Genomic DNA, 24,823 nt, shown 5'->3' on the forward strand with positions numbered 1-24,823 from the left:
AATGATAGAATGATTGAGTGATAGAATGACCAAGCAATGAGTGAGTCGAGAATTATTCATTCTATCACTCAATCATTCTATCATTAACTCAATATCCCCGGTTTATCTTCCTGTTAAATTCGGCTTTGCGTTTTTCGAGTGTGGCCTGCATGGCTTCGCCGAAATCCACCGATGGCATCTGGCTGGAGTTCCAGACGGCAACGTACTGTAAGCCATCTTCGATGGATTTGTTGAGGCTGTAATTGAGCACCTCTTTGGCTCCCTGCACAGCCGAAGCCGGATTGTCGGCAATCTGCCGGGCCAGCGTGCCCGCGGCTTCGAACAGCGTGTCGGGCGTATCATAAACATGATTGACCAGCCCAACGCGTTCGGCAAAAGCGGCATCATAGTCGCCCCCGGTAAAGGCCATCTCGCGGGTAAATCCCTGCCCGATCAGATGGGGTAAAAACTGCAATCCGCCGATGTCGGGCGTTATGGCCAGCCGGGCTTCCCGAAGGCTGAATCTGGCGTCGCGAGAGCACAACCGAATATCGGCCGCGGCAATCATGTTCAGGCCGCCCCCAATGCACCAGCCATGAACAGCCGCGATAACGGGTTTGGGAGATTCGTGTATCTTCACAAAACCCGACTGCATGAACCGAATCTGATCCATCAGCTTCCGGCGCTCGCTGGCCATCGGATTTCCCGAAGCCATCCCCGCAATGCGCGGCATCATCCGGGCCACGTCAAGGCCATAGCTGAACTGATCACCGCTGCCCCGGAAGATAATGCATCGAACATCGGGCATCTGGCTTACGTCATCCATGGCATCCGGTAGCTCTTCCCAAAACTCCGGCCCCATGGCATTTCCTTTGCCCGGACCAAGCAGCGAAATGGTCATAACGCCATCTGCTGATTCGACTGATAAGGACTGGTATGGTTGCTTCATAGCCTATAGTATGCTTGCATACGAATGTCTAAAAGTAGTATACGGACTGTTATTACTGACACCAGCTAAAAAATTAAATCATAACGCAGACCGACAAGCCAGCTTGCTTTGATAAACACCAGTAGCCGCCAGTTCGGCAAACAGGATGACCACGCTACCTGATCAACTTTCTTACTGTTCCTGCTGTTTCGATGTGGAGTCCAGTATATATCAGTCTCTAACGATCCTCCTATGCATTTCGATACCCTTGCTCTTCGCGCTACTCATCAGCCAGATCCAACCACCGGGGCCGTTGTTTCCCCCATTCATTTGTCGACCACGTTTGCCCGCGATGAAGCCAACGAATTACCCGCTAATTATACCTATACCCGCCCCAACAACCCAACCCGCGAGTCGCTCGAAAAAGCACTTGCCATACTAGAAGGGGGAGCCGTTGGCATGGCGTTCGGATCGGGACAGGCGGCTGCGATGACGCTTTTCCAGGCGCTTCGTCCGGGCGACCATGTACTGCTGTCTGCGGATGCGTACTATGGCACACCTGCCCTGCTGGAACAGGTTTTTCACCCCTGGGGACTGACCTACACGCGGGTGAACATGAGCGATCTGGACGCCGTTGAGTCGTCACTTCACGAAAATACGCGGGTGGTGTGGTGCGAAACGCCCTCGAACCCTATGCTGTCTATAACCGATTTGCTGACCATAAGCCGACTGGCGCACGAAGCCGGAGCCATTTGTGTGTGCGACAATACCTGGGCAACGCCGGTTCTTCAGCGTCCTATCGACTTTAACGTCGACGTGGTGATGCACTCAACGACCAAGTACATCAGCGGTCATTCCGATGTACTGGGAGGGGCACTGGTATTCAGGCAGGACAACGAGTTTACGCAGCGGGTTCGTCTTTTGCAGGGGTTGTCGGGCGCTGTTCCTTCGCCGTTCGATTGCTGGCTGGTGAGCCGGGGCCTTAAAACACTGGGGGTTCGGGTGCGGGCACAAAGCCTGACCGCTCAGGCCATTGCTGATTTCCTGACGGATCATCCAGCCATCGAAAAAGTGCATTATCCCGGCCTAGCCAATCACCCTGACCGGGCCCTGATCCAGCAACAGATGAACGGACCGGGTGCTATGCTTTCCGTACAGGTAAAAGGGGATGCCGGTGATGCGATTCGGTTTATTGGTCGACTGCATCTGTTTACGCGGGCCACCAGCCTCGGCGGTGTGGAGAGTCTGATCGAGCATCGGGCCAGTGTTGAGGGAACAAACTCGACGACCCCGAAAAATTTGCTCCGCCTGTCAATCGGTCTGGAGCATGCCGATGATTTAATTGCCGATCTGGCTCAGGCGTTAATGTAATGCCGTACAACCAGCGTAGAAGCCCCGGGTTGCCGCTACGCTGGTTATTCTGCTATTTTTTCGGCGTTATCTGCGGAAGCAGCTTCAGGTTTGGCAGTTCGATGGGACCTTTCGGGTGGATGCGCCCCCCGGGCATGGTGTACATGATGGACGAGTCCGGACCTTTTATGGGCATGTTATCTAATGTAGCCCGCACGACGTTAGGCCCATCTCTGGGATCACGATAAAAAGCGTTGTTCGGTTGCTTGGTCGGCATGAATGTGTGTAGATCAGGCACCGGCCATCTGCGCTCTTCCGGAATGGAGTCTTTCCGGATGGATCTGGTCGGTGCCTGGGCGTACGCGCACCCCGACAGTAGAAGTAGGTACAGGAGTTTGCTCATGGTATGGTTCGGAATATGTTGTACAGTGTGATGCAAAGACCCGCTCCAATCCACAAACGTTGCAGGGCTCTACCCACTTTAATCGTGGAAACTAAAGCGGTACCCCTGTGGTTTGTTAGGCATATTCACTGAATTGACCGCATGAAAATCACCCTGATTTCTACCTCATCGCGCAAAAGCAGCAATTCCCTGCGCTTTGTTAATTACGTTCGGCACCTTCTGGCGGCCGAGGGTCAGCACGAGGTATCTGTTGTTACGTTTGAGCATTATGATATTCCCTTTGTAGGTCAGGGATCCGTCAAACCTGACCAGTTAACCCCTTTTCAGCAGGAGTTGACCAGTGCCTGGGAGGCTGCTGACCTAATTCTGTTTGCGATGCCCGAGTATAACTGGACGGCCCCCCCACAGGCAACCAACGCCATTCATCAACTGGGTGGGCCATCCTTTAAACAGCTGTTCGAAAACAAAGTCTTTGCCATGGTCGGCATCTCGAATGGGCGGGGCGGGCGTCAACCGGCGCTGGATATGACTACGGTGATGAACAAAATTATCAGCTTCACGAACAGCTATTCTATCGTTTCGCCGAAACTATATGAGTCGCACGAGACGGATAAAAACCTGGATGAAAACGGGCAGTTCATTGGTCACGAACTGTACGAGCGTACGGTGAATACCTTTTTAACCTACACCCTAAACGTGGCTACTCGCTGGTTGGCACCAACGCTGGTGGAGAAATAACCTCCTGATAGATAAGCAAGTAAGCAAAAATGGCACAGAGCTAAAACTTTGTGCTCTTTTTGCTTACTTGCTTATCTAAACACCGTCCTGCTCATGAAAACGTCGACCTTCTTTCTATTCCTGCTTTCTGGTCTATTGGGTAGCTGTTACCAAACAACCGAGCCTACTCAGGTAGCGCTGCCCCTCACGTTAGTTGACGGCTACGGACCGTTCCACCCGGGCTTTGGCTCCCTGGGAAACGACCATAGAAATGATCCGGAGGGCCGGAAATTCTGGGGTAAGATGTATTTGTCCGTTAGCGGTATTCCAAAGCACTGGTCACATGTCGACAAAGCGATGGTCTGGTTAAATACGTATCAACTCATCTATCAGAACTACCTCGCTGGCAATTTCACGAAAGACCAGTATAACTATCTTCAGGAATCCTGGAAATGGGTACCCGATACACTGACTCTCTCCAAAAAGCCTATTAAGTGCTACGTTTATACGTTACATGGCTTTGATGAGCAAACTGGCAAGTGGGCGGTGATGGTTGATACGGATAATGACCTTGATTTCAGCGACGAAACGGCTCTATATCCCGACGTCATTAAAAATAATGACCCTTATTCGTATAAAAATCCACCCATCGTAAACTACGAAGTGTATCGAAATGGCGATGTCGTGAAGATGGCCATCCCGATGGTGATAAAAACGATGGGCAGCGAATTCATGTATAATTTCCCCCAGCATGCTCAGACTACGTTCAGGAAAGACGGCAAGGCCTATAAATTGTCCGTCATTTCGGGCTTCACGAAGCCCGATTTTGAAAATGCAGCCTTCATTGAGTCATCGTCACTCACGAATGATCAAAGGGTCAGCGACGACAAACTAGTCGAAATCCGCGAGAACATCCGGCTGGATGGCGTTATGTACAAAAACAAGGGCGTCGATTTCTACAATAACGTTTTACGTTTAGCCCCCCTGGCAGACGGTGCCAACGAATATACCCTGCAGGTTGGTTACCCTTTCCGGCCATTCTCGGCGCAGGAATTCACATCCAAACAGCCCATTACCCTGGCAGATTTCAGAGGGAAGTTTGTGTACGTTGACTTCTGGGGAACCTGGTGCAAAGGATGCGTGAACGATATTCCGGCTCTGGAAAAAATGTACAGCAGCCTCGACAAAACCCGTTTTGAATTTATTGGCATAGCCGCCGACTCCCCCAACCGATTGGCGGATTTCGTTCAGAAACGGAAGGTAAAATGGCCGCAAATACTATCGAACAAAACAAACAAACTCGTTGACACTTATGGCATTACTGCGTATCCAACATCTGTACTCCTTGACAAAAATGGTGTTATCATTGCCAGAGATTTAAGAGGAGATCGGCTGAGCGCTAAACTGAAGGAGTTAAGTGAACAGTGAACGCTTATAATGTCCAACCCGGTTAAGCCCGATCTGTCTGTTCAGGCTGACGAAATAGATAAACGCCTATCGTATCATTCTCCTTAACCGGCTGGCTATTTTTGTTGAATGAAACAGCGAATTCCCCATATTACTCTGGTTGTCGATACGTACGACGATGCCATTGCCTTTTATACCCAAAAACTTAACTTCACCCTGGTTGAGGACACGGTATTGAGCGAAACAAAACGCTGGGTTCGCATCGCTCCGCCCGGCTCTACAGACGTTTGTCTTCTACTAGCCCAGGCCGCAAACGAAGAACAGAAAAGCCGGGTGGGCAATCAGACAGGCGGACGGGTTTTCCTGTTTCTGTACACGGACGACTTCTGGCGGGACTACAAGGCTATGACTGCCAATAACATAACGTTTGTTCGCCCGCCTTCGGAGGAAGAATATGGTACCGTTGCCGTATTTGAAGATTTGTATGGAAACTTGTGGGATATGATCGAGCCAAACTAATGTTGTGCAGGAACTGGTTCTTCCCGGCCTTCTCCGTGGTGTCGGGTTGAAGAACCCGACACCACGGAGAAGGCCGGGACAGAGATAAACTAGTGATCATCCCCTTACACAAGCTTTGCTTCTTTAGCATACAAGCCAACCAGCGTATCGACGGTGTAATCAATCTCATCGGCGGTGTTGTATTTACCGAAGGAGAAGCGAACATAGCCCCGACTGGCATCCAGCCCCGGCAGGGCGGCCAACACATGGGAGCCGATACTCGAGCCGCTCGAACAGGCTGAACCACCCGACGCCGAGATACGGGCAATGTCCAGGCTGAACAGTAGCATGTCGCTGATATCCGAAGCAGGCAGGCTGACATTCAGCACGGTATATAAGCTGTTGTCAACGTTAGCGGAATCACCGTTGAACTGAACATCCGGCATTTTGGCCCGTAACCGCTCAATCATCCGGCTTTTCAGCGACGTAATGTGCTGGCGATGTTCATCCATGTCGCGGTAGGCAATTTCGAGAGCTTTGGCCAGCCCAACAATGCCATACACGTTCTCGGTACCACCGCGCATGTTGCGCTCCTGTGCGCCCCCGTAAACAAACGGATTGATTTTCACCCGGTCGGCGTTGACGTACAAGAAGCCAACACCTTTAGGACCATGAAATTTATGACCGGCTCCCACAATGAAATCGACGGGTAGCTGTTGAAGGTTATGTTGAAAGTGACCCATCGTCTGTACCGTATCGGAATGGAAAATCGCATTGTACGACCGGCATAAGTCCCCTACCCGATTCAGATCCAGCATATTACCAATCTCATTGTTGCCATGCATGAGCGAAACCAGTGAACGGGTCGAGCCAGCACCGGCCTTTTGATTTTGCTGCAGAAGCTCCTCCAGATGAGCCAGATCGACATGCCCTTGCTGGTCCAGGCTGACCATGCTTAGCTGAATAACGCCCTGTTTGGCCAGATGCTCGAGGGTATGCAGTACGGCATGGTGTTCTACCGGCGACGTGATTGCATGGGTAAGGCCGTAGGTTTCAATGCTGCTTCGAATGGCCGTATTGTCGGCTTCGGTTCCCCCCGATGTGAAGAAAATTTCGGCAGGCGACGTATTCAGCAACATAGCCACTGTTTTCCGTGCTTTTTCAACGGCCGTTCGCACCGCCCGACCGTGACTATGGATGGAGGAAGGGTTGCCGAATTGTTCTGTCATAAGCGGCAGCATGGCCTCCAGAACTTCGGGATCGAGCCGGGTGGTAGCGGCATTATCGAGGTAAATGGCAGCGGTTGGTTTCATTGTCAATCGGTTGTATCAGGCCACAAAGGTACGGCGAATGCACATACCGTTGAAACAGTAAGTAAACACACGTCGTTCTCAGTTTACACGATTACCTTTGCTAAATGGATTTTTCTCAGGCAGCCGGCCTTATTTACACCGAACTTTCTCTCTGGACACGCAACGCCATCCGATTCATCCCTGAATTAGCGGTGGCCATCATTGTCTTTATTCTTTTTACCTTTCTGTCGCGCTGGTTAAGCCGGGGAATGGTGCAGGGGCTACGCCGGGTAAGCGACAATCAATCGCTCGTCAACCTGACGGGGGCGCTGATTCGGGTTCTGGTCGTGGCTGTGGGGCTATTTGTGGCGCTGGGTGTGCTGGGGCTCGACAAGACGGTAACCTCGTTGCTGGCCGGTGCGGGGGTTATTGCCCTGGCGGTCGGCTTTGCCTTTCAGGACTTGACCGCCAATTTCATTTCGGGGACGATGATTGCGCTGGCCCGACCCATTCAGGTGGGCGATACCGTCGAAACCAACGGATACACGGGCAAAGTCCTCGACATTAAACTACGATCCATCGTTATGGATAATGGACAGGGGCAAACCGTCGAGATTCCCTCCAAAGACGTCTTCCAGAAACCAATTACCAACTTCTCCCGCATCGGTCTCCGCCGAATCGAGCTGGCAGCCGGTGTTTCGTACATCGACGACTTAGCGAAAGCCCAGCAGGTTGCCAAAACCGCCGTCGCTAAACTTCCATTTGTACTGCAAGGGCATCCCGTCGAACTGCACTACCGAACGTTTGCCGATGCCAACATACAGTTTATCTTGTGGTTCTGGATCAATCCATCGTCAACTAACGCACAGGCAGCGCTAAGCGAAGCCATTATCGCCGTGAAACGGGCCTTTGATGAGCAAAAGATTCTGATCGTGTTTGCCGGACAAACCTTCGACCTGAAACAGAAATTAGCGAATGCCCAGCCGGAGAGTTGAGGAGTGAGCCTGTTTAGGGTAAATTTGGGATAACTGACCTCATACTGGTTTATGAAATTTTCCGCTTTGCCCAGGGAAAAGTAGTCGAATAATGGACGGTGAAGACTAAGCTATGCCGTTAATCCGTAAGAAGCCGTCTGTGAATTCGTTACTGAACTCACAGACGGCTTCTTACGGATTGGCTAACCACTCCATTAATCTACTTTGTAGAACTTGGCCCCGAACAGGAAGATCACTGCATAACAGATGATGGGCAGGTAATAGGCCGATGCGACATCGTGTTCAGCCGCCATACCCATCAGAAACGGAAAGATAGCGCCCCCAACAACGCCCATCGAAATAAACGAGGATGCCTGCTGCGTGTGCGGACCAAGGTTTTTCAACCCCAAACTAAAGATGGTTGGGAACATGATGCTGAAAAAGAAATTAAGCATCAGTAGCGCAATGAAGGACGGCCAACCGAAACTTTGGGCAACGATAAGGCACATCACGATGTTACAGACGGCGAAAATAGCCAGCAACGAATGGGGCGCGATAACCCGCATCAGGAACGTACCCACAAAGCGCCCAGCCAGCATAAGACTCATAAAGAGCACCATGTAATTACCCGCTGTAGCGTCGGAAAAGCCCATTTTTTCGTGGCCGTAGTTGATAAAGAATGCCCAGGTTCCTCCCTGCGCGGCTACGTTGAAAAACTGAGCAATAACCGCCCAGATAAAGTGCTTGTGTTCGAAGAGAGTCTTTCCGGGTGCCGTATCCACATTGGCAGCGTCAGGATTAGCCACAACGGCGTGCGGGTCCGTCAGCGCAGGCACTTTTACAAAAGAAAATAAAATAGCGATGGTCGCAATGACGCTGCCGATGACAATATATAAGGTTTTAACCGATGTCAGATCGGTGCTTCCGGCGGTGTTGTTCCGTAGCAGAAAGTAAGAGCCGATGGCGGGCCCGATGATAGCTCCTAACGCGTTGAACGCCTGAGCAAAATTAATGCGCTGATCGCTGGTGCGCTGGTCGCCGAGGGAAGCCACAAACGGGTGCGCAACGGTTTCGAGAGTCGAAATTCCGCAGCCCAGAATAAACAGGGCAATGCCAAAATAGGTAAATGATGCAGCAGCCGCGGCTGGCACAAATAAAAACGATCCCAGCGCAAACAGTGATAGCCCCAGCAGTACCCCATTTTTATACCCGAATCGTTTCATGAACAGACCGGCGGGAATACCCATAACAAAGTAAGCCCCGAAAATAGCAAACTGCACAAAGGCCGACTGCGTCTTGGTCAGACTTAAAACGTGCTGAAAGTGTTTGTTCAGTACATCGCCCATGGTAATGGCAATGCCCCAAAACATAAAAAGAGACGTAACGAAAATGAGGGTAATTAGGTACTTATTGTCTGTAAAAGTGGCTGGCTTTAGTTGGCCAGTCGCGGTGGTTGCCTGCATTGGTTAGTTAGGTTTAAAGCTGATTCAGCATTCGAGCCCATCATTTACGCCTGTAAAGTCATTGGGTTGGCTAAATTACCCTTATTCACGTTAATATGCACGTAGAGACGCATACTTGGGTCTTCTATCGCGTCAGCCTTTTCAATTTGTCCGTTTTTTCCGTCGTCCAAAGCCTGCGGGTAAGGAAAAACGCAAGGCTGACGCGACAGGAGACGCAAGTATGCGTCTCTACGTTGGCCGGTGATGCATTTACAAGGTCATGACGTTAATAACCGTTGTACCGGTAGTTTTGTCGTTTGCTGTACTGCCGCCCCCTGTCTGAACTTCTTCAGCTAAGTGCCTACGGGGTTAAAAAAGAGCCGATCCGGTTCATCTTCCCGTTCTGCTTCATTCTAGATCAAACAAAGAAAATATAACCAACGGGAAACTTTACAATCACTAGTTTAGTTAACACTGTTATAAAGTATAACACTACTCGAAATGGGTATTCTGGAACGTCGGTTACGACAAAAAGTAGAAGTTAAAACCAGCATCTTGCAGGCGGCCTGGCAGCTCGTTCTGGAAGAAGGCTGGCAGGCGCTTTCTATTCGTAAAATTGCCGATGCTATCGAATATAGTGTTCCCGTCATCTATACCCACTTCGAAAATAAAGATGCGATCCTTCAGGAATTCACCAAAGATGGCTTTCGCCTATTGACCGAAGCTGTTGTTCAGCAGCGGGACAGCCAACCTGATCCTAGTCAGCAACTGGTGGCTATGGCGCAGGGGTACTGGGATTTTGCGTTCACGCATAAAGAGTATTATCAACTCATGTTCGGGCTGGGTATTCCCCTCTGCGAACAGGTGAATCAGGTAGCCGAAATGAAGCAATTTTCCAATGTACTCATCGGGGTTATCCAGGAAGCAATCAACAGCAGTCGGCAACCCGAGGTCAACGCTTTCCTGAAATTTCACACGTACTGGTCCATTCTGCATGGCTTGGTATCAATCCAAATGATTGATCGCCAGCCAATTGCAAACCCCTGGAGCCAGTTGGTACTGAAAGACGCTATCGACGGATATATTAAAGCCCTGAACGGCTAATTTTTTTGCCTTTTTACTAACACTGTTAGTTTTTATATCGCCTGTAAAAACAACGAGTCATCCAACACCATAATTGATCAAAAAGCAGCTTATAAATCATAATCAGTCAAACCAATACACAATCATGGCAACAACGAAATGGGTTATTGACCCGATGCACTCCGAAATCCAGTTCAAAGTAAAGCATCTGGTTATCTCAACGGTAACCGGCACATTCCGGAATTTTGAAGGTGGCGCAACCACCGAACACGATGATTTCGACAACGCCGAAGTTCATTTTTCCCTGGACGTCGACAGTGTGGACACCAATCAGGAAATGCGCGATACTCATCTGAAAGCAGCCGACTTTTTCGATGCGGAAACCTATCCCAAAATCAACTTCAAATCGACTTCCTTCAAAAAAATTGACGACGACGAGTATGCCATGACCGGCGACCTGACCATCAAAGGCGTTACCAAACCCGTAACCCTGAAAGCCGAATACGGTGGTACGGCTAAAGATGGCTATGGCAACCAAAAATTTGGTTTCGAGGTAACTGGCAAGATTAACCGCAAAGAATTTGGCCTGACGTACAACGCCCTGACCGAAACAGGTGGACTGGCGTTGGGCGAAGACATCAAACTATCAGCGAACATCCAACTGGCTAAAGCTGCCTAATCCGTACACCCATGGACGTTGAAATCTGGAGTGATATCATGTGCCCTTTCTGCTACATCGGTAAGCGAAAGTTCGAGCATGCCCTGGACCAGTTTACCCACAAAGATCAGGTCAATATTGTCTGGAAGAGCTTCCAGCTCAACCCGGACATGAAGACGGAACCGGGCAAAAACATTAACCAATACCTGGCCGACGTAAAAGGCTGGAGCGTGGCCGAAGCGAAACAAATGAACGACCGCGTTACGGCCATGGCCAGTGAAGTCGGTTTGTCGTATGACTTCGACAGGGCCGTGGTTGCCAACTCCTGGGATGCACACCGGCTTATTCAGTTGGCCAAACAACACGGCCTGGGCGATGCCGCCGAAGAGCGCCTGTTCAAAGCGTACTTTACGGAAGGTCGCGATACATCTGACTACGACACGCTCCTTGAACTGGGTACGGAGATTGGTCTGGATACGAACGACGTGCAGCAACTCCTGACCAGCAACCAACTGGCCGAAGCCGTCAATCAGGACATTTACGAAGCCCAGCAAGTGGGTGCCCGTGGCGTACCTTTCTTTGTTCTGAATCGCCGGTACGCCGTTTCGGGCGCCCAACAGCCCGAAACGTTTTTAGGTGCTCTAGAAACCGCCTGGTCTGAGTGGGAGAAATCCAGACCAGCCATTACTGAATTACCCGCCGACGGCCCAGCCTGTACGCCCGGCGAGGTTTGTTAACCACTACCAAGAACCTACACAACATGGAATTATTAGAAGCAATGAACTGGCGGTATGCCGCCAAAAAAATGAACGGACAGACCGTGCCCGCCGAGAAAATAGATACGATTCTGGAATCTATCCGTTTATCCGCGTCGTCGGTAGGATTGCAACCCTACAACGTGATTGTGATCGACAATCATGAATTGAAGGGGAAAATTCACGAAAAGGCATGCCCACAACCGCAGATCGTTGAAGGGTCTCATCTACTGGTTTTTGCGTACTGGGCAGATCTGGATGCATCACAAGTGGACGATTATATGCAACTGATTGCCAATACGCGGAGCGTTTCCGTTGACTCGCTGGTTCCTTTTGCCGACTCAATAAAAGCGAACCTTTTTTCAAGAACACCGGAAGATCGGGCGGTCTGGTCATCGCGTCAGGCCTACATTGGCTTGGGGTCAGCCCTGATCGCGGCTGCAACCGAACACGTCGATGCTACACCCATAGAAGGGTTCAATGCCGCAGCCCTCGATGAACTGCTGGACTTGCCCGCCAAGGGTCTGCGCAGTGTGGCGCTGATCGCCCTCGGCTACCGTGATGAAGAAAAAGATTATCTGGCAAAAGCGCCAAAAGTGCGTCGACCAAAAGAAGACTTCTTTATTGAGCTAGCGTAGTTTTCACTACTCTTAAAAGAGCAACCCGGCATCATTCGTTATATGTGGTACCAGGCTGCTCTTTTAAGAGTAGCGAATAAATCAATCGAAAGGCCTGTATTTTCTCAGGAATGTCAGCCGACGACTCACTTGTTTAATCCACTCCCGTGCCATTAGCTCGTGGGCAAACACGGTGGGATGAATACCATCCCAGACCCAGTATTCGGCGTTTTTCCGGACAATGGCTTTGTCCAGCACTGCCGGATAATCGACAAGAACAGCGTCAAACTCAGTCGCCAGTTTTCGAATGACTTGCTGACGGGCCGCGGTATCATCCCGCCACAGCTCCCAGTTTTCCTTACGCCTTCCTACCGGATACACAAAGGGAAGACCCATCACAAACAGAACTCCGGGATAAGCCTGTCGGCTTTCCGACAGCAAACGACGGTAGGTCGTTTCGAATTGATCCAGCGTAGTAGCCTCCGCCGATTTGTCAATTGTAGCTGCGGTATCGTTGATACCAATCAGAATACTGAGCACGTCAGGTTTAAGATCCAGCGTATCGGTTGACCATCTTTTTTGAAGATCCGTGACTTTATTACCGCTAACCCCTCGGTTATAGAAAACAAAATCCCGATCAGGAAAATCGGCGCCAATTCGGCTGGCTATCGAAAAAGCATACCCATGACCCATGATGTGGTTTGGATCGGGAGAGCGACCCCGATTCCCATCTGTGATTGAGTCACCCTGAAACAAAAAAACAAGCCCGGCATCTTTACCTAACTTAGTACCTGAAAAATTAACCAGGGGTGAATTCGGGCCGAGAGCCAGTCCGGCTAAAGCGGACGACTTCAGAAAGGTCCGCCGGGAGGGTTTATGAAGCATAGTGACCAGAAGCTTCTTTTCTCTCCTGTTTACCCGAGTTTTCGTCTCCTTTATGATCTCAGCCGTTCGGGCAAGTACCCTCATTGGTACCTATCTCAGTCGGGATAACCCCATAGTACCATCCTGTTGTAGTGGTATGGTGGCTGGGGGGACCAAAAAATCTCCACCATACCTTTAGTTAATGTCAAACCGAACGTATCGGCTAACCACAACATAATCAGACCAATAAATTATACAACAAGAGACTTTCTGTAGCTATTTAGCGAAAAACAAAACTTTATACCCCATTCAATAGGTTGAGTAACTTTACGCTCAGTAGTATCGCTCGAAATGCCGCATAGTTATCCCATTCTGTTAGTCGATGATGATCCAAGTATAGCCGATCTGTTAACCCGTTCGGCCAAGCTGATCTTCCCCGAAGCCAGGTTTACGCATGTTAGTAGCTATGCGCAGGCTGCCCGTTACATGAGTGACCTGACAGGAAAAGGGCCACGGTTGATTCTGTTAGACATTAACCTGCAGGTAGGTTTAAGCGGCCTGGAATTTCTGAAACTCATCCGTAGCCACCCGCAGGGGCGCTTTCTTCCCGTAGTCATGCTGTCTTCGAGTCGGGAAGATGTTGACACGATAGCCGCCTACCTGGCGGGGGCTAGTGCGTATACGCAAAAGCCAGACAGCTATGCCGGATGGAAGAACTACGTTGGTAAGCTACGTTCCTACTGGTATGAAACGGTAACAGTTCCTCAACTATGGTTCGAGCAGGACGAGAACGGGACGGATTCTTACCAATAAAAAAAGCTGCCTTTGTCAGGCAGCTTTTCGGGTAAAACCCCTGTTCTTAAAAAGCAGCCGCAAATTCTTTGGCAAAGTCAGCCAGCTTCACCGTGCCCATTACCGTTGGCTTGTGCAGGTCATAATCCGCCCGCAACATTCCGCTGTGAATGCTGGCCCCTAAGTCAACAAACCCATCGACAAAGGAAGTCGGCATTCCGGCCCCAATCATGGCGTTTTTCACTTGTTCGTCGCCGAAAACCACCCATTTAAGGTCTGGTTTACCAAGGGCATCGCCCAAGACCCGAGCTACTTCATTGGCGGTAAGGTCGTCACTGGCTATGTAGCGCACGCGATTTCCCATCGATGGCGTTTCGAGTTCTTCAGCAGCTACGGCAGCAATATCGCTCGGGGCAACCATCACCAGTCTGTCATCACCCCCGTAATTTGTGCCGATAAAACCCTGCTCTTTAATTATCGGGACAAAGTTGTACAGATTGTAATAGAAGTAACCGGGGCGCAGGTGTGTAATGGCTACATCCGGTAGCTCGTTCAACATGCGCTCGGTATAATGCGAGCCCAGAATCAGGCCGGTGCCTTTGTCTAAATGCGCCCCGTAACTGCTGAGATAGACGACACGCTTTATCCCCGATCGCTGAATGGCCTGTACATAATGGCGGCCAATTCGCTGGTAGTAGGCCAATTGATCGGGCTCGGCATAACTCGGTGGCACCATGGCATACACGGCATCGGCACCGGTAAATGTGGCTGCCAAAAAATCAGCATCTTCCAGCGAACCAATCGCTGCGATGGCACCAATCGCGTCAATGTCTTTTTGCTTTTCCGGCTTACTACTGATGACGGTAACGGTATGTTTTTTTTGGACCAACTCCGCTACCAACGGGTGGCCAATGTGCCCTAATGAACCTGTCACTATAATTTTCATAACACGTTGCTTTGTTTACAGGACAAAGGTCGCCCGCCCCGGCTTCGGGTTTGTAGCGGAATCATGAATTGTTGTAGCCATTTCTCTACCGGTAACGGAAAGGGACTACGTAAAGGACTGCCGGAAGTCTAACGGGGAGCAATTGGTCTTGCTCTTGAATAATTTGCTGAACGACTGCGAATGCTCAAACCCTAGTTCGTAGGCAATTTCACTGATCGACAATGTCGTTGTGGACAATTTCTCTTTGGCTTTTTCGATCAGTTTGTTGTGTATGTGCTGCTGGGTACTCTGGCCCGTCAACACGTTCAGCAGCACGCTTAAGTAATTAGGGGATACATTCAGGGCATCGGCGATGTACTGAACTGTTGGCAGCCCTTTTTCTGCCAGCGCGTTGCTGTTGACGTACGCATCGAGACTATTTTCTAAACGGGTAAGCAGCTGGTGATTCGTAATAGTACGCGTGATGAACTGGCGATGGTAAAACCGGTCAGCGTAGGTCAGCAACAAATCAAGCTGGGCAATGATCACGTTCTGACTAAACGTGTCAATGGGCAAATGGTACTCCTGCTCAATGTGCTGCATGATACCCGCGAGCCTGGTTTCCTCTTTCTCCGACAGGTGCAGGGCTTCGCTTACCGCATAGCTGAAATAATCGTACTGCTTTATGGCTTTGGCCAACGGTGTATTCCACAAATAATCGGGATGAACCAGCAACATCCAGCCCGTGTGTGTCAAATCGCCCTCGGCCTCAATGGAAAAAACCTGTCCCGGAGAAATGAAGAGGAGTATCCCTTCGTCGAAGTCATATACCTGCTGACCATATTTCATCTTGCCGTTAAAATTCCGCTTGAGGGCAATGGTATAAAAGTTATGAATGATACGCAGCGGCCCATCACCTGGCGGGCGTCTAATCGCGTCGAAATTAAGTACACTGATTAATGGATGCTCCGGTTTGGGCAATCCCATTAGTTGATGATACTCGCTTATCGTATTGACTCGGAGGGGCTGCGTACTTTTCATTAGACGGACATGAAGCTTTTCTGACCATTTCGGAGTATGCTCACCACACCCGGCTCGCTACTACATTGATCAACACATTCACCGCAAAAGCGATTCCAAAGGATAGCGCGATCGAAAATTCGTTGAGCAGAAAGGCCTGCAGGAAAAGAAAGGTGGTGAACCCCAACAGGCCAATGACAAGACCACGAAGCGTTGTAATGGCGGCCCGGCTACCCTGGAGCGTATGCGAGAAAATGGCCAGAATGGTCGTCATGATTGGGAAGGGCGTCAGGATACCACTCCAGTTCGGACCTAACACGCTGGCTAGTTGCGTAATAGCCAGAACAAACAACGTGGCCACAACCATTCGGATCGTAATATCGAACGGCAATCGTCGGGCAGCGACCGGAGGGCCAATGGGCGAAGGGAAAACCCGTAAACCAAGCAACACACTACCAATCACGACCGCGTAGCTAACGAGTAAGGTCAACTGTAGATACTTGAAGAGCAAGGCCGTTGCCGTATACAGCCCGTATGAAATAAGTAGCGTTGGCAACCAGGTCAGTTTGCGCGAGAAGGCCGCGTAGCTGACACAAAAACTGATCAGCGCCAGTATGCCGGTCATTGCCCCCTGAATGGAATTGATCCCGAATGCCTTGCCCTGCTCCAGAATAAAAAACAGCAGAATAGGACCCGCCACCCAGGGCATACTGCCAATCAATCCGCCAACTTTACTCCCCCACTTTCGAATCGCCAGCGTAACCAACGCAATCACAGAGGGCATTAATACTATTTTGAGCAGCAGTACATTCATTTAAAAAAACAGGTCAAAGTCGGCACGAATGGGCCCTCACTCCGTCACAAAGTACCCGACGAAAGGAGCGCATCCGGGTGCGAAGTTACACGCTTTCTTTTCCGGCAATTGTTTTAGGGGTACCAACCCGTCGATACGGCACCAGGATTTCGTCTGCCAGCAGTTGGTACGAAGGTGTAGTTGTACTGATGGGCGCTCGAATTATCTCGAAAAGGTTAATTTTTTTACCTATACTTGACCAATAGTCTACCGGCGTTCCTGGGGTTACTCCTGACAGAACAGGGATGACTCGTACCCATTCATCGTTCGCCAAACGTGCGCCTGCGTTATGAAGAATACGCCCGTAACCATCAAGGATATTGCCCGCTCGCTCAACATCTCCATATCGACGGTTTCGCGGGCGCTGCGTGGCCTCCCCGAAATTCACCCGGACACGCGAAATGCCGTGATCAAGCTGGCGGAGGAACTTGATTACCAACCCAATCAGTTAGCCAAGAATCTGGCCAAAAGCCGTACCAAGACCATCGGCGTTATTGTGCCTAACTTGAGCTATCATTTTTTCTCCGCGATGCTCAACAGCATCGAAGAGGCTGCTTTACAAGCGGGTTACAGTGTGCTGGTCTGTCAAAGCAATGAATCGTACCTACGCGAAATCACCAACATTCAGAATCTGTTACGGAGTCAGGTAGAGGGGTTTATCATTTCACTGTCGCGCGATACCGATAATTACGAGCACGTCGAACGGCTGGCCCGCAAGAACGTTCCTCTTGTGCTATTCGACCGGTACGTTGAAAGCATCGACGTGTCGAAGGTCATTGTCGACAATGAGGGGGCGGCCTTTAAAGCGACGGAGCATCTGATCGAGAACGGCTGCCGGCGAATTGGCTTTCTGGCAGGACCGGCTCGCCTGCTGTTGAGCAACCAGCGAATAAAAGGATATCGGGCAGCGCTGGAAAAACACAATTTACCGGCTGACGACCAATACGTGTTCCACGGCGACTATACCCAGGAGAACACCATCCTGCAAACACTGGCTTTAACGAGTCTGCCCCAACCGCCCGATGGCCTTGTGACGATTAGTGATCGGGTAGCCTATCCGGCCATCTATGCCATGAAGCAGAAGGGTCTTCGCGTACCCGATGATGTAGCGGTCGTAAGTTTTAACAATGAACCCGTTTCGGCCTTCTTCTCGCCATCGATAAGCAGCGTCAGTCAGCCCATTCAGGAGATGGGCACCGAAACAGTTCGTCTGTTACTCAAGCAACTGGATGCTGCCGAGACCACTACGGTGGTCAACGAAACCATCATCATGGATACTCAACTTATTGTGCGGGCATCGTCACTCCGGCCAGCAACCTGATGCGTTCAGTTATAGCCGGTAACTGCGGATGTATTCGCCGGGCGGCATACCCACCACTTCCTTAAACTGGCGGTTGAAGTTCGACAGATTCGTATAACCGCAGCTAAAGGCGATCTGGCTGATGTTTTCCCGCGATTCTCGCAAATGCCGGCACGCGTGTTCGATACGAACCTCATTGAGCAATTGTGAAAACGTTTTGCGGGTATGTTGCCGAAAAAAGCGGCAGAAAGCGCCGGGCGTCAGGTTAGCCACACTGGCGACATCTTCCAGGGATATGGGCCGGGCGTACTGCTGGAGAATGTACGAAAAAACCTTCTCCAACCGACGCTGATCGTCGGGTCGCTGGGGTCTGGTGTACGCCGTCGCCGACAGCACCTCCCGATCCGGGTTGCTGGCCAGGTTGTCCAGTAAGTGCAGCAGATTCAGCAGTTGCTCGAATGGACGCTGTCTGGGCATATCCTCCAGTTGGGTCGTGAGCGTATTTTTTACCCGGCACCGCAACCGAACGCCATGCTGGGCTTCGGCCAGCAGAAGGCTCAGATGCTTTGTTTCCGGCAAGCCCAGCATCGTTGCTTCCAGGTGGTCGGGTTTGAAAAGAACAGTAACCGAAGTGGCCAGCTGGGTTGAGTCGGGGAGATAGTAGCGGGGATCACTCAGTAAAACATGGGGCAGGTTAGCCCCCAGCAGCAAAATATCGTATTGATCAAAACGGTCTATCTTATCGCCAACGATCAGCGTGCCCTCCCCCTGCTGAATGAGAGTCAGTTGAATTTCGGGATGAAAGTGCAGATGCCCGTAAAAATGGGGGGAGCTGTCCTGTTCAATTCTGAAGGAGCGGTCATCAACGGTGGGAACGCGAAAGAGAAGCGGCTTCATCAATACCTGTTTGACTGGTTTTAGCAATAATTTCTCTAATATGGTGAAATAAATATTAGTATCAACGAATTAATGGCAACGAAATCCCTAACTATTTTATGAACTTTGATGGTGTCAAACGACCAATCAGTTTAACCGAACTAGTTAACTTTATTCTTACACCAATGAACGTATCTGTCTTGTGGGAAGGTGTCTATCCCGCGCTCCTAACGCCATTTACAGCTGATGACGAATTAGACATTCCTCTCTTTGAGAAAAACCTGCACGCCCAGCTCGATGCGGGTGTACACGGATTTATCATTGGCGGCTCACTGGGCGAAGCCAGCACGTTGCTGAACGAGGAAAAAATTACCCTGTTAAAATCGGCGCTGGCCATTTGCGACGGCAAGGTTCCTGTGTTAATCAACATTGCTGAGCAAAGCACCAAACAGGCCATCGCCTGCGCTAAAGAAGCTGAAGCCAACGGCGCCGACGGACTGATGCTACTGCCACCCATGCGCTACCCCGCCGATGCCCGCGAAACGGTAACGTTCTTCAAAGCGGTAGCGAAGGAGACCAGCCTGCCCATCATGATTTACAACAATCCTTACGATTACAAAATCATGACGTCGGTAGCCATGTTCGAAGAGTTGGCCGAACTACCCAACATTCAGGCCGTTAAAGAATCAACCCGCGACCTGACCAACATTACCCGGATGCGTAACGCCTTCGGCGACCGGTTCAAACTGATGGGTGGCGTTGATACGCTGGCTCTGGAAGCCTTGCTGCTCGGTTGCGATGGCTGGGTAGGCGGTCTGGTCGATGCGTTCCCGCAGGAAACAATGGCGATCTACGATCTGGCTAAAGCCGGTCAGGTTGCCGAAGCACTGGACATCTACCGCTGGTTTATGCCCCTGCTTGAGCTGGATATTCACCCCAAACTGGTTCAATACATCAAACTGGCAGCTCAGGCAACCGGCATTGGTTCGGAGTACGTACGAGCTCCCCGACTACCGCTCATTGGTGCCGAACGGGCCCAGGTTGAACAGGTTATTCAGTCGGCTTTGGCCAAGCGTCCAGTTCTTAATGTAGCTTAATCAACAGCCTCACTACGGGTTACGATTTAGTCTATTCGTTTTTTCTCTCCATTAAAAACATGGCCGAGTATCACTTTTTCTGCATCGACGCTCACACCTGCGGCAATCCGGTCCGGGTGGTTACGGGCGGTAGTATTCCGTTTCTGCAAGGGGAAACCATGAGCGAGAAACGGCAGCATTTCATGCGTGAGTACGACTGGATTCGGAAGGGTTTGATGTTTGAACCGCGCGGCCACGACATGATGTCGGGGAGCATTTTGTACCCGCCCACCAACCCGGCCAATGACGCGGGCGTTCTGTTTATCGAAACCTCCGGCTGTTTGCCCATGTGCGGACACGGCACCATTGGTACTGTTACGGTGGCTATCGAACAGAACCTGATTCGCCCCAAAACGCCCGGTGTGCTGAATCTGGAAGTACCCGCCGGACTCGTTCGGGCCGAGTACCAGCAGGATGGAAAAAAGGTGACATCGGTAAAGATTACGAACATCAAATCGTATCTGGCGGCAGAAAAACTAACCGTCGAGTGCCCCGACCTGGGCCCGCTGACGGTCGATGTCGCCTACGGGGGCAACTTCTACGCCATCGTCGATCCGCAACCGAATTTTCCGGGACTGGAGCATTACAAGGCCGAACAACTTATTGGCTGGGCACGCGAGATGCGAACCCGCCTGAACGAGCAATACACCTTCGTGCACCCCGAAAACCCGACCATTAACGGGCTTAGCCATATTTTGTGGACGGGTAAACCGCTGAAAGAAACCTCAACCGCCCGCAACGCTGTTTTCTACGGCGACAAAGCCATTGACCGGTCGCCCTGCGGCACCGGAACATCGGCCCGCATGGCGCAGTGGTACGCTCAGGGTCGCCTGAAGCCGGGCGAAACGTTCGTTCATGAAAGCATTATCGGGTCAATTTTTAACGGTCGCATTGAGGCCGAAACGGAGTTGGCGGCTAACCCGGCCATTGTACCAAGCATTGAAGGCTGGGCCAGAATTCACGGCTACAACCACCTTATTCTGGACGAAGACGATCCATATGTGTATGGATTTCAGGTAATATGACACACGTTGGCATTATTGGCGGAGGCATTATCGGGCTCAGCTCGGCTTATTATTTACACAAAGCGGGGCACCGCGTTACTCTGTTCGATCAGACGGAGATTGCTGACGGCTGCTCGTTCGGGAATGCCGGTATGATTGTGCCCAGCCATATCATACCGCTGGCACAACCGGGTATGATTGCCAAAGGCATGCGCTGGATGCTCGACTCCAGCAGCCCCTTTTATGTAAAACCCCGCCTGAACATGGAGCTGGCCCGCTGGGGCTGGTTGTTCTACCGACATTCGACCAACAAACACGTTGACTACTCCATTCCAGTTTTGCGCGATATTAGCCTGTTAAGCAAAACGTTATACCAGGATTTAGCCGCCAACGGCGATCTGAATTTCGAATGGCAGGAACGGGGTTTACTGATGCTGTACAAAACGGCATCGGCCGAGCACGAAATGGCGGAGGAAGCCAGCGTAGCCAACCGGGCGGGGATTGAAGCGCAGGTACTGAACGGGCAGCAGGTTCAGGATCTGGAGCCTCATACGCGGGTTGATGTGCGGGGGGGTATATTATATCCCGGCGATGCCCACCTGAATCCGGGTGAACTGGTTCGTTCGCTGGTGGCGTATTTGCGCAGGCAAGGCGTCACCATTCTGGAGAATCATACCGTGACAGGCTTCGGCAGGAACCAGTCGCGTATCACATCGGTACAAACCGCGCAGGGTGACTTCTCCATCGACGAACTCATTGTGGCGGGGGGAGCCTGGTCTCCGTCGCTGGCCCGCCTGCTGAACCTGAATTTGTCGATGCAGGGCGGAAAAGGGTACAGCTTTGCACTGCACAATGTCAAAAACAACATTCGTGTTCCAGCCATCATGCTCGAAGCGCGCGCAACGGCTACCCCGATGGGCACCGACCTGCGGTTTGCGGGTACGCTCGAAGTAGCCGGTACCGACATGACGGTGAATATGAATCGGGTGCGGGGCATTGTCCAGTCGATCAACAAGTATTACCCGGATGTACCGGTTGCCATGCCTCAGGTCGAAATGGTCTGGCGGGGATTGCGTCCCTGTTCACCCGACGGACTGCCCTACATTGGCCGGACGGAACGATTCGATAACGTAATTCTGGCCACCGGGCACGGCATGATGGGGCTCAGCTTAGGCCCCGCCACCGGCAAGCTGGTGAGTGAAGTGGCCAGTGGCAAAGCGGACAGCATGGCGATTGAGGCTTTCAGCCCGGATCGGTTTTCCTGAGTTCTCTCTGGTATCTGTTACCGATACCTTTTTTAGAAACGGTTTGAGCCAGTTAAATTAGGATTAAGTCCCTAATTTAACTGGCTCAAACCGTTTTGTTTTTTTGGTAAAAGACAAGGATTATCCAGGTCAGGCCACAACGCTACTAAATTTATAAGGCCAGATTCCAGGCTGGAACGCTTATTCTGTTTGCTATGTACGGTAGACAAACTTACGTCCTTTAGCGTGTTAGTGTGGCTAAGATTTGTTTCAACTTCTCGTAGCTTCCCGGGCCTTGCAGGTTAGCCGCTACTTTTCCTGCTTTATCAATAACCACGAAAGTTGGTATAGAGACAATATCGTATTTGATGTGAAAGCCGTGTCCGTCGAGCACGGGCACAAATGGCAGCGCTTTTGTATTTAGTTGGTCGGCGTTCTTCAGCTGTTCACTACTCATGACTCCCAATACAACGGGACCAGTTTCTGACTGATAAGGCTTTAACGCATCAGCCAGCATGTCAGTCTGTTTGTCACCCCAGAAGGGTCTGTCCAGGCTTATCAGAAAGCATAAAACAACCACATTTCCCATCAAATCGGCGGAACGATATATCTTCTCGTCGAGGCCTTTCATGCTGAAGGGAGCAATAGCTTGACCAGCCTGAGGCTGCCTGGCCGGATCGCGGTCGCGAATCTGATGTGTCTCGTGCTCTTCGGGCGTCGTTGGCCGCAACAGGTAGGACGCTGGCTGCCCATATTCATTGTAATTGGCCACCAGATGATAAGCGTACGGGTCCTGCTGAATAAGTTGACTATACTCTTTCATCGAAATCCGCTTGCCGGTCTTCTGATCTGTAATAGGGGTAGTTTCGTCGATCCGTCGGCTATAACGAAACCCGGACTTTTGTACACTTATCTGCGCCTGGCATGTTGTAACGACAATCCATAGGCACATGATTAGACAAACTCCTTTCGGCAAAATTTTCGGGGTCATGAGGATAGCTGATTGGTAAGTAGATGTCAAGTAGACAAACTAGCCTTAAATCTATCGTTTCTACCAAACAGTTGGTAGTAAATTACACTCGCAGAAGCAGAAAAGTCGCTCCCTGCAAACAGGAGCGACTTTCTGTTACTCATCTTTTTAGTACTCGTCGAGCTGGATGTAGCCAAGGCAACGTATTTAGTCTTTCTTGTACTGCTGAATAATCTTGTAGAGAGCCTTCTGTTTTTCCAGTTCGGGGAAGAACTCGAATAGCTGAACGTGCGCGTCATAATCAAGCGAAAGCGCGGCCTCCAATTGAATGAGAGACTCGCGATAATGACCCGCGTGGATCAAATAAACAGCCGAGCGGTAATACAGGTCTGCTTCGGCGGGCATGTCGTTGATACCCGATTGGATAATATCATTGGCCCGCAGAAAATCGCCCTGGTCAAACGGCACCAGTGACCAGGTCAGATACACATCAGGATTTTCGGCATCCACCTCAGCTGCTTTTTCAAACGCTTCTACGCTCGAAAGGACGTTTCCGATCTTGTATTCCGTTTCGGCGATGGCCAGGTAGTACTCACCGTTCTGATCGCTAAGCTTAACTGCTTTTTGCAGGAACGGCAGGGCTTCGTACCACTTACCCGATTCGCTCAGACAAACGCCGATGCCAAACCAGGCCTCATCCCACATGGCATCCAGTTTGATGGCTTCGCGGTACTCCTTGATGGCTTCGGGGATGCGATCCTGTTTCTCCAGGCTAGCCCCGAGATGGCAGAACGTATCGGCCGTCGCTTCTTCGAATTTCAGCGTTTCGCGGTAACAGGCTTCGGCTTTCTCGAACAATCCCAGATTCATGTACGTATTACCCAGGTTGAAATGCGCCGAGGCAAAGTCTCCCTTAATAATAACCGCATAATCATATGCTTCGGCGGCTTCTGCGTAACGCGCCAGTTTACTATAAGCAATACCAATGTTGTACCAGGCATTGTACGAATACGGATCCGTATCGATCAGCTGTTGGTAGTACGACAGACTGTTCTCCAGCTCACCCGTTACATCCAGACAAAATGCCAGTTCATACAGTGCATTCTCGTTGTTAATGTTGAGCGCAATCGATTTTTTGTATTGCGTGATTGCTTCATCGTATTTACCCCAGTTCTGATAGCTTTGACCCAATTGAAACAGAATATCGTCTTTATCTTCGGCGCGGTCGAGCAGTTCTTCCAGCACCTGAATCGACTCTTCGTATCGACCGGCCATGTTCAGGACTGACCCCCGCATAAAGGGTATATCCAGATCGCCGGGGTTAAACAAAGATGCTTTCTCCAGCAAATCCAGTGATTCATCAAACCGTTGAAAATTAGCCAGAATCTGCGCTTTGTCGAGCATCAGTTCCAGCGCGTAAGGGAAGTTTTCCAGGCCGGCTTCAGCCGCCTTGAACGCCTTGTCCAGATCACCCTGATTGAGGTAGTGCTCAATCATTTGTTCATAGACATCCAGGTCGAAAAACTGACTTTGTTGCTGATCCAGCATTTGCTCAAAACGCCGGATTGATTCTTTTATATCGCCTTCTCGTTCTTCGAACTCTTGCTCCATACTATTGCCTTCAAAATGTGGGCGGATAGGGGCCGCACCAATGGCGCGGTTTATCCTTTGGCACTTCAATATAAACTCAAAAAAGCGAAACTCCAACCCCCGAACCGAAAATTTACGGACCGTCC

The 24,823-nt window shown here is 50.7% G+C and carries 25 protein-coding genes; 14 read left to right on the plus strand and 11 right to left on the minus strand.

Annotated features, from left to right (window positions below):
- Positions 1–88 precede the first annotated feature (88 nt).
- The gene (locus ACYU87_RS03100) at positions 89–928 is read right to left on the minus strand and encodes a crotonase/enoyl-CoA hydratase family protein (protein ID WP_461132557.1); all 840 of its coding nucleotides are present in this window, start codon (positions 926–928) and stop codon (positions 89–91) included.
- A 231-nt stretch (positions 929–1,159) separates the two neighbouring features.
- Between ACYU87_RS03100 and ACYU87_RS03105 the strand changes: the two genes are divergently transcribed.
- Complete coding sequence (locus tag ACYU87_RS03105; protein WP_461132558.1) at positions 1,160–2,278, plus strand: trans-sulfuration enzyme family protein; 1,119 nt, start codon at positions 1,160–1,162, stop codon at positions 2,276–2,278.
- Between the two features lie 52 nt (positions 2,279–2,330).
- On the opposite strand, the gene ACYU87_RS03110 is transcribed toward ACYU87_RS03105, so the two are convergent.
- Positions 2,331–2,660: a hypothetical protein gene (locus tag ACYU87_RS03110; RefSeq protein ID WP_461132559.1), complete on the minus strand. Its 330-nt coding sequence runs from the start codon at positions 2,658–2,660 to the stop codon at positions 2,331–2,333.
- Positions 2,661–2,801: 141 nt separating this feature from the next.
- On the opposite strand from ACYU87_RS03110, the gene ACYU87_RS03115 reads away from it, so the two are divergent.
- The 3 genes from ACYU87_RS03115 (at position 2,802) to ACYU87_RS03125 (ending at position 5,303) form a co-directional block, all read left to right on the plus strand.
- A complete protein-coding gene (locus tag ACYU87_RS03115; RefSeq protein WP_461132560.1) occupies positions 2,802–3,398 on the plus strand; it encodes an NAD(P)H-dependent oxidoreductase in 597 nt (198 codons plus the stop codon).
- Positions 3,399–3,491: 93 nt separating this feature from the next.
- Positions 3,492–4,805 (plus strand): peroxiredoxin family protein, encoded by a 1,314-nt coding sequence (locus ACYU87_RS03120; RefSeq protein WP_461132561.1) that lies wholly within the window; start codon positions 3,492–3,494, stop codon positions 4,803–4,805.
- 108 nt (positions 4,806–4,913) lie between these two features.
- Positions 4,914–5,303, plus strand: a complete 390-nt coding sequence (locus ACYU87_RS03125; protein WP_461132562.1) for a VOC family protein — start codon at positions 4,914–4,916, stop codon at positions 5,301–5,303.
- A 104-nt stretch (positions 5,304–5,407) separates the two neighbouring features.
- Here the strand turns inward: ACYU87_RS03125 and ACYU87_RS03130 are convergent, their stop codons facing one another.
- Positions 5,408–6,595, minus strand: a complete 1,188-nt coding sequence (locus ACYU87_RS03130; RefSeq protein WP_461132563.1) for a cysteine desulfurase family protein — start codon at positions 6,593–6,595, stop codon at positions 5,408–5,410.
- 104 nt (positions 6,596–6,699) lie between these two features.
- Between ACYU87_RS03130 and ACYU87_RS03135 the strand changes: the two genes are divergently transcribed.
- Positions 6,700–7,569, plus strand: a complete 870-nt coding sequence (locus tag ACYU87_RS03135) for a mechanosensitive ion channel family protein (protein WP_461132564.1) — start codon at positions 6,700–6,702, stop codon at positions 7,567–7,569.
- Positions 7,570–7,763: 194 nt separating this feature from the next.
- Here ACYU87_RS03135 and fucP read toward each other — a convergent pair whose 3' ends face one another.
- Positions 7,764–9,011 carry an L-fucose:H+ symporter permease gene (fucP, locus tag ACYU87_RS03140; protein WP_461132565.1) on the minus strand — a complete coding sequence of 416 codons (1,248 nt, stop codon included), beginning with the start codon at positions 9,009–9,011 and terminating at the stop codon, positions 7,764–7,766.
- A gap of 480 nt (positions 9,012–9,491) precedes the next feature.
- Between fucP and ACYU87_RS03145 the strand changes: the two genes are divergently transcribed.
- The 4 genes from ACYU87_RS03145 (at position 9,492) to ACYU87_RS03160 (ending at position 12,124) form a co-directional block, all read left to right on the plus strand.
- The gene (locus tag ACYU87_RS03145; RefSeq protein WP_461132566.1) at positions 9,492–10,094 is read left to right on the plus strand and encodes a TetR/AcrR family transcriptional regulator; all 603 of its coding nucleotides are present in this window, start codon (positions 9,492–9,494) and stop codon (positions 10,092–10,094) included.
- A 124-nt stretch (positions 10,095–10,218) separates the two neighbouring features.
- Positions 10,219–10,752, plus strand: a complete 534-nt coding sequence (locus tag ACYU87_RS03150; RefSeq protein ID WP_461132567.1) for a YceI family protein — start codon at positions 10,219–10,221, stop codon at positions 10,750–10,752.
- An 11-nt stretch (positions 10,753–10,763) separates the two neighbouring features.
- Positions 10,764–11,468 (plus strand): DsbA family oxidoreductase, encoded by a 705-nt coding sequence (locus ACYU87_RS03155; RefSeq protein ID WP_461132568.1) that lies wholly within the window; start codon positions 10,764–10,766, stop codon positions 11,466–11,468.
- A gap of 23 nt (positions 11,469–11,491) precedes the next feature.
- Positions 11,492–12,124: an NAD(P)H-dependent oxidoreductase gene (locus ACYU87_RS03160; protein ID WP_461132569.1), complete on the plus strand. Its 633-nt coding sequence runs from the start codon at positions 11,492–11,494 to the stop codon at positions 12,122–12,124.
- An 81-nt stretch (positions 12,125–12,205) separates the two neighbouring features.
- Here ACYU87_RS03160 and ACYU87_RS03165 read toward each other — a convergent pair whose 3' ends face one another.
- The gene (locus ACYU87_RS03165) at positions 12,206–12,988 is read right to left on the minus strand and encodes an SGNH/GDSL hydrolase family protein (RefSeq protein ID WP_461132570.1); all 783 of its coding nucleotides are present in this window, start codon (positions 12,986–12,988) and stop codon (positions 12,206–12,208) included.
- Between the two features lie 330 nt (positions 12,989–13,318).
- On the opposite strand from ACYU87_RS03165, the gene ACYU87_RS03170 reads away from it, so the two are divergent.
- Entirely contained in the window at positions 13,319–13,780 is a 462-nt protein-coding gene (locus ACYU87_RS03170; RefSeq protein ID WP_461132571.1) for a response regulator, read from the plus strand.
- 46 nt (positions 13,781–13,826) lie between these two features.
- On the opposite strand, the gene ACYU87_RS03175 is transcribed toward ACYU87_RS03170, so the two are convergent.
- From ACYU87_RS03175 to ACYU87_RS03185, 3 genes are all read right to left on the minus strand, one after another.
- A complete protein-coding gene (locus tag ACYU87_RS03175) occupies positions 13,827–14,705 on the minus strand; it encodes an NmrA family NAD(P)-binding protein (RefSeq protein WP_461132572.1) in 879 nt (292 codons plus the stop codon).
- Between the two features lie 105 nt (positions 14,706–14,810).
- Positions 14,811–15,725 (minus strand): helix-turn-helix domain-containing protein, encoded by a 915-nt coding sequence (locus tag ACYU87_RS03180; protein ID WP_461132573.1) that lies wholly within the window; start codon positions 15,723–15,725, stop codon positions 14,811–14,813.
- Between the two features lie 40 nt (positions 15,726–15,765).
- The gene (locus ACYU87_RS03185; protein WP_461132574.1) at positions 15,766–16,518 is read right to left on the minus strand and encodes a hypothetical protein; all 753 of its coding nucleotides are present in this window, start codon (positions 16,516–16,518) and stop codon (positions 15,766–15,768) included.
- A 328-nt stretch (positions 16,519–16,846) separates the two neighbouring features.
- Between ACYU87_RS03185 and ACYU87_RS03190 the strand changes: the two genes are divergently transcribed.
- Positions 16,847–17,878, plus strand: a complete 1,032-nt coding sequence (locus ACYU87_RS03190) for a LacI family DNA-binding transcriptional regulator (RefSeq protein WP_461132575.1) — start codon at positions 16,847–16,849, stop codon at positions 17,876–17,878.
- Positions 17,879–17,887: 9 nt separating this feature from the next.
- Here the strand turns inward: ACYU87_RS03190 and ACYU87_RS03195 are convergent, their stop codons facing one another.
- Positions 17,888–18,754: a helix-turn-helix domain-containing protein gene (locus ACYU87_RS03195; RefSeq protein ID WP_461132576.1), complete on the minus strand. Its 867-nt coding sequence runs from the start codon at positions 18,752–18,754 to the stop codon at positions 17,888–17,890.
- Between the two features lie 164 nt (positions 18,755–18,918).
- On the opposite strand from ACYU87_RS03195, the gene ACYU87_RS03200 reads away from it, so the two are divergent.
- Genes ACYU87_RS03200 through ACYU87_RS03210 form a run of 3 tightly spaced genes read left to right on the plus strand, consistent with a single transcriptional unit; the run spans position 18,919 to position 22,138 of the window.
- Positions 18,919–19,830, plus strand: coding sequence for a dihydrodipicolinate synthase family protein (locus ACYU87_RS03200; protein ID WP_461132577.1), 912 nt, complete (start codon positions 18,919–18,921; stop codon positions 19,828–19,830).
- Positions 19,831–19,889: 59 nt separating this feature from the next.
- Complete coding sequence (locus ACYU87_RS03205; RefSeq protein WP_461132578.1) at positions 19,890–20,894, plus strand: 4-hydroxyproline epimerase; 1,005 nt, start codon at positions 19,890–19,892, stop codon at positions 20,892–20,894.
- Entirely contained in the window at positions 20,891–22,138 is a 1,248-nt protein-coding gene (locus tag ACYU87_RS03210) for an NAD(P)/FAD-dependent oxidoreductase (RefSeq protein ID WP_461132579.1), read from the plus strand. Before ACYU87_RS03205 ends, ACYU87_RS03210 begins: the two co-directional genes overlap by 4 nt.
- Before the next feature lie 220 nt (positions 22,139–22,358).
- Here the strand turns inward: ACYU87_RS03210 and ACYU87_RS03215 are convergent, their stop codons facing one another.
- Together ACYU87_RS03215 and ACYU87_RS03220 are read right to left on the minus strand one after the other, a co-directional pair.
- Complete coding sequence (locus ACYU87_RS03215; protein ID WP_461132580.1) at positions 22,359–23,108, minus strand: TlpA family protein disulfide reductase; 750 nt, start codon at positions 23,106–23,108, stop codon at positions 22,359–22,361.
- A gap of 186 nt (positions 23,109–23,294) precedes the next feature.
- Entirely contained in the window at positions 23,295–24,698 is a 1,404-nt protein-coding gene (locus ACYU87_RS03220) for a tetratricopeptide repeat protein (protein ID WP_461132581.1), read from the minus strand.
- Between the last annotated feature and the right edge of the window lie 125 nt (positions 24,699–24,823).

It is taken from the genome of Spirosoma lituiforme (assembly GCF_054776635.1).